Origin of the sequence: Aquabacterium sp., from assembly GCF_004297345.1 — a bacterium.
GTDB lineage: Bacteria > Pseudomonadota > Gammaproteobacteria > Burkholderiales > Burkholderiaceae_C > Aquabacterium.
On record NZ_SCTN01000066.1, the window covers coordinates 1 to 5098 of the forward strand.

Genomic DNA, 5098 nt, shown 5'->3' on the forward strand with positions numbered 1-5098 from the left:
GGCATGTCTCTAGCCCATGTCCGGAAAAGCCATTTTTAATGGTGTTTTTTTGCGCGCTTTGCATTCCTTCACAGATTTTTAACGTTAGACAGAAATGACTTTTTCGCAGCACTTCCCGCACCATCGCCCGCGTCGTTTGCGCAAGGATGAGTTCTCGCGCAGGCTGGTGCGTGAGCACACGCTCACATCTGCCGATCTGATCTACCCTGTGTTCGTGTTGGACCAGGACGACGGCAGCCAGGCCGTCTCCTCCATGCCCGGCGTGTCGCGTCTAGGCCGTGGGCCGCTGTTCGCAGCAGCCGAGCGCTGCGTCGAATTGGGCGTGCCCGTACTGGCCCTGTTCCCCGTGATCGACAGCAGCCTGAAAACCCCCGATGGCCGCGAAGCGCTGAACCCCGAAGGCCTGGTGCCACGCACCGTGCGCGAACTGAAAAAGCGCTTCCCTGAACTGGGTGTGATGACCGACGTGGCGCTGGACCCGTTCACCAGCCACGGCCAGGATGGCCTGCTGGATGACACCGGCTACATCCTCAACGACGAGACCGTGGCCGTACTGACGCGCCAGGCCCTGGTTCAGGCCGAAGCCGGCGTGGACATCGTCGCCCCGAGCGACATGATGGATGGTCGCATCGGCGCCATCCGCAACGCATTCGAATCGCAAGGCCTGATCTACACCCGCATCATGGCCTACAGCGCCAAGTACGCCAGCGCGTTTTACGGCCCGTTCCGTGATGCCGTGGGCTCGGCTGCCAACCTGGGCAAGAGCAACAAGAAGGTCTACCAGATGGACCCGGCCAATACCGATGAGGCCTTGCGCGAAGTGGCCATGGACATCGCCGAGGGTGCGGACATGGTCATGGTCAAGCCCGGCATGCCTTATCTGGACATCGTGCGGCGCGTGAAAGATGAATTCCGCGTACCGACCTTTGCCTATCAGGTGAGCGGCGAGTACGCCATGATCAAGGCCGCAGCCCAGAACGGCTGGCTGGACCATGACGCCACGATGATGGAAGCGCTGCTCGCCTTCAAGCGCGCCGGCGCCGATGGCGTGCTGACCTACTTCGCGCTGGACGCGGCAGAAAAGCTGCGCGGCTGATCTCGGCTGATGCACAGCGGGGCGCACCCATGCCCGGTGCGCCCGTCCAAATCGCATAAGCTCTCGGCTGGAGACGCGGGAGCCCGTAGTGCGCTTTTTCCTGATCAACGACAACTTCATCGAACTGCCCGAGTGGCCCAAGGCCTTGCCGGCCCACGGTTTCCTGTGGGTGACGACCAGCCGGCGCGTGTTCGAAGTGCAATTGCCCCAGGTACAACAGCACCTGCATCGCCTGGCCGGCGGCACCCTGGTGGACCTGCACATTTCCGACCTGCTCAACCCGCAACTGCCCTCGCAGTACGACTACACCTCGTGGTACGACCTGCTGGTGTTCCGGCGACTGGCTGCGGGCCACGGCACCGAGCGGCTGTTCCTGGACGAGGAGCGCGGCACGGCCTCCAGCGCCAGGCAAGCCATGGCGGCCATCGACACCAGCCCGGTGGGCTTTGCGCTGTTCGACCGCGTGCTGCTGACTGTGCACCCAGCCGACTGCTCGGTGCGCGATTTCTTCGAAGCCCGCCTGAGCCAGATGATCCCGCACGCGCCTCGGCATGATCAGCGCCAGCAGGATCTGCACGATGTGGCCGCGCTGGCGCAAGGCCCCAGCTACGCGAGCGCAGCGGCGCAAACTGGCCGCACGGGCGACGATGCCCAGACCGATGACAACGCCCTGCCCCCGGCTGCCGCGCACGAGCCCGGCCAGGATGGCGCGCCCGGCATGCGCCATGAAGGCCGTGGCAGCACATCACGCCTGCCGCCCAACCCGGCCGACCTGATGCTGCGCATCGTCAACCACATGGTGGACAGCTACCTGGATCTGCGCCGCCTGCTGACCAAGCAGTTCGGCTACCTGCAGCAAGAGCTGCTCAGCAACCGCAACCAGTTCACCAACTGGCAGGCGCTGCTGGACTCGCGCAACACCCTGCACATGCTGGAAGACACCTGCGAAGACCAGCGCAGTGCCGTGCAGGAATGGATCGATGCGCTGGAAGAATGGCCCATGCCCGCAGAAGCGCAGGCGGCACGCGAACGCGAGCTGCTGAGGGTGCGCTCACGCGATGTACAGGAGCACATCGAGCGCGTGCTGGGGCATGTGCGCCGGCTGGAGAACTCCGCCGAAAGCGCGGTGCAGATGCACTTCTCGGCGCAGGGCAGCCGCACCAACGACATCATGCGCACGCTGACGGTGCTGACGGCCGTGTTCCTGCCGCTGAACCTGATCACCGGGGTCTTCGGCATGAACTTCGATGCCCTGCCGCTGATCCATGCCAAAGTCGGCTTCTGGATCGCCATGGCCCTGATGGGCGCCGTGGTCGTGGGTCTGGTCTGGTGGTTCAGACGCCAGCGTTATCTGGGCGACTGACAGGCAGGCCCGCGCTGGCCGTCTACCGACCGGCCGGGTCAGCCCCGGCTGCGCATCACCTCGCGGGCCAGGCACAGGTCATCCCAGGCCAGGGCCTTGTCGGCAGGGCTGCGCAGCAGATAGGCCGGGTGATACGTGACGATCACCGGCACACCCGCCACCTCATGCACCTTGCCGCGCAGCTTGCCGATCGGTTCGCTGGACTTGAGCAGGGACTGCACAGCGAAACGCCCCATGGCCAGGATCACCTTGGGCTTGACCAGTTCGATCTGACGCGTCAGGAAGGGCTCGCACTGCGCGACCTCCTGCGGTTGCGGATTGCGGTTGGCGGGCGGACGGCACTTGAGCACATTGGCGATGAAGACCTGCTGAACCGCATCGGCCTCGGAACGGGTCAAGGCCAGCGCGGCCAGCATGCGGTCCAGCAATTGGCCGGCGCGGCCCACAAAGGGCTCGCCTTGCTTGTCTTCCTGCTCGCCCGGCGCTTCGCCAACGATCATCCATTGCGCCTGTTCGTGGCCCACGCCAAACACCGGCTGCGTGCGGCTATGGCACAAGCTGCAGGCCTGGCAGCCGGCCACGGCTTCGCGCAGGGCGGGCCAGCCCATGGTCTCGACACCCACGGGGCGGGGGCCCAGCGGCACCTCAACCGGCTTGGCTGCGGGGGCGGATGGCGAGGCAGGTGCACGAGACGCAGGGCGACTGCTTGGTGCGACCGCACTCTGGGGTGCAGCAACGGCTGGCGACGCGCGCTGGATATCAGCTGGCGCCGCGGCACCGACCTGCGCGACGACCGCCGAGGCGGCCTGCACAAATTGACCGTCAGGGCGATCGGCCGCCACCGTGGAAGCTGGCACCGGCTGGGCAGACTCCGCCTGCACGGGCTCCTCGGGCCAGAACGGCGGGATGCCCATCTCGCGCAACATGGCGCGCTGGGTGTCACTCCAGCGCATGGCTGGCTCCGTTGAGCATGTCAACCTCACGCTTCATCACCAGGGCGTCTTCACGGCCCTGGGCTGCGGGATAGTAGTTCTTGCGCACACCCACTTCGACGAAGCCTTCACGGCGGTACAAGGCACGGGCCGGTTCGTTACTCGGGCGCACTTCCAGCCACAGCAAAGGCGCTTGCCGCTGGCGGCAACGGTCGTATAGCACCGCCAGGATGCTGCGCGCCACGCCCTGGCCGTGCAGTTCGCGGGCCACGGCGATGTTGAGCAGGTGCACTTCGTCCACCCCGTCCATGGCCACGCACACGGCCACCACGCGACCTGAATCGGCCTCGCAGCGCACGCGCACCCAGTAGCCGGCCCGCATGGACGAGCGGTAGTTGTCATCACTCCAGGCGTGCACGGGATGCAGGCAGGCCTCACGCTCCATGGCCATCACGGCCGGGATATCGGCCTCGGTCATGGGGCGGTCAACAAAACGGGTCTGCAAGGTCGGCATGGCAAAAATGGAGCGAGGGCAGGATCATGCCCCGGAAATGGCCCCGGATGTGCCCCCATGCACGGCCGCTTTTACAGCCACCCGCTCAGCCGTGGTCTGGGCCACCTTGTCGCGCACGTACAAAGGCAGGGCCAGGGCGGCGTCCAGCGTCTCGCCGCGTTGCCAGGCGCGTTGGGCCAGGGCCACCAGGGCGTGCCCGCCCGGCACAGCGGGATCAGAAATGGCCGCAGCCGTTTCAGGGGGCAAGGCGGCGACCAATACACGCAGTTGCTCGGGATAAACACGCACAGCGTTACCGGCCCAGCGGACCGGCGCCTGCAGCACGCCATCGGCCGCCCAACGGTTCGCCGGCTCGGTCAGAGGCCACAAGGCCGGGGCACATTCCTGCTGCCAGTCATGCCCATCCCAGCGGTAGGCCGCCACGTAGAGCTCGTCCATGCGGGCGTCTTGCAACACCCAGATCACATCGCCTGCGGACCAGGCATCCGGCGAACGCTGGCGGGCATGCTCCGCCACAGTCATCAGCGTATCGAGCGCGATCACGGGCTTGTTCAAAGCCAGGGCAAGGCCCTGCGTGACCGAGCAGGCCGTACGCAACCCGGTGAAGGCGCCAGGGCCTCGGCCAAATGCAATGGCATCCACATCCGCCCAGGCGCATCCGACCTCGGTCAGCAAACCGTTGAGCGCAGGCAATAGGCTGGCAGAGGCTTGGGCACCACCAGGCAGATCCAGGGCGTGCACACGGCCACCGGCGCTGAGCGCGGCATGGATGCGGTCGGTGGCGGTATCGAGCGCCAGCAGAACCGGCGCAGCAGAATCAGGCAAAGGCATGGGCTCAAGTGTACAGAGTGCCCCGCTCAGGCTTCTATGATCGCGCCATGCACCTCTGCCTCCCCGCCTCCAGTTTCCCGACTTCCCTGCCCCTGGCCGCCCCGAACGGGATGGGCCGATACCGCAGGCTGCGTGCGGGCGAGCCTGGCAGGCACCGCAGCGCGCCGTTGAGGCTGGCACTGACCGCGCTGGGCGCCACGCTGATCGCGGCTACCGCGCAGGCTGCTTTGCCCAGCGCAGTGATGACGGCCCTTGAAGCTGCCAACGTACCGCCGGAGGCCGTCTCCATGCTGGTGTTACCGGTGGAGGGCTCGACCGCGCCGCGCCTGGAGCACGAGGCGCAAGCCGTACGCCAGATCGCC

5 protein-coding genes and 1 pseudogene are annotated in these 5098 nt (G+C 66.4%); 3 read left to right on the forward strand and 3 right to left on the reverse strand.

What is annotated here, in order from left to right; all coding sequences use genetic code 11:
• Nucleotides 1–94 precede the first annotated feature (94 nt).
• Together hemB and EPO09_RS01955 are read left to right on the forward strand one after the other, a co-directional pair.
• The gene (hemB, locus tag EPO09_RS01950; protein WP_290639637.1) at nucleotides 95–1096 is read left to right on the forward strand and encodes a porphobilinogen synthase; all 1002 of its coding nucleotides are present in this window, start codon (nucleotides 95–97) and stop codon (nucleotides 1094–1096) included.
• A gap of 88 nt (nucleotides 1097–1184) precedes the next feature.
• Nucleotides 1185–2459 carry a magnesium transporter CorA family protein gene (locus EPO09_RS01955; RefSeq protein WP_290639639.1) on the forward strand — a complete coding sequence of 425 codons (1275 nt, stop codon included), beginning with the start codon at nucleotides 1185–1187 and terminating at the stop codon, nucleotides 2457–2459.
• A gap of 38 nt (nucleotides 2460–2497) precedes the next feature.
• On the opposite strand, the gene EPO09_RS01960 is transcribed toward EPO09_RS01955, so the two are convergent.
• Genes EPO09_RS01960 through tsaB form a run of 3 tightly spaced genes read right to left on the reverse strand, consistent with a single transcriptional unit; the run spans nucleotide 2498 to nucleotide 4736 of the window.
• Nucleotides 2498–3412 carry a uracil-DNA glycosylase gene (locus tag EPO09_RS01960; RefSeq protein ID WP_290639641.1) on the reverse strand — a complete coding sequence of 305 codons (915 nt, stop codon included), beginning with the start codon at nucleotides 3410–3412 and terminating at the stop codon, nucleotides 2498–2500.
• Nucleotides 3399–3905 carry a ribosomal protein S18-alanine N-acetyltransferase gene (gene rimI / locus EPO09_RS01965; protein WP_290639642.1) on the reverse strand — a complete coding sequence of 169 codons (507 nt, stop codon included), beginning with the start codon at nucleotides 3903–3905 and terminating at the stop codon, nucleotides 3399–3401. The genes EPO09_RS01960 and rimI overlap by 14 nt, the downstream gene beginning before the upstream one ends.
• 24 nt (nucleotides 3906–3929) lie before the next feature.
• Entirely contained in the window at nucleotides 3930–4736 is an 807-nt protein-coding gene (gene tsaB, locus EPO09_RS01970; protein ID WP_290639644.1) for a tRNA (adenosine(37)-N6)-threonylcarbamoyltransferase complex dimerization subunit type 1 TsaB, read from the reverse strand.
• Between the two features lie 47 nt (nucleotides 4737–4783).
• Here tsaB and EPO09_RS01975 point away from each other — a divergent pair.
• A pseudogene (locus tag EPO09_RS01975) lies at nucleotides 4784–5098 on the forward strand (hypothetical protein); the annotation flags it as partial.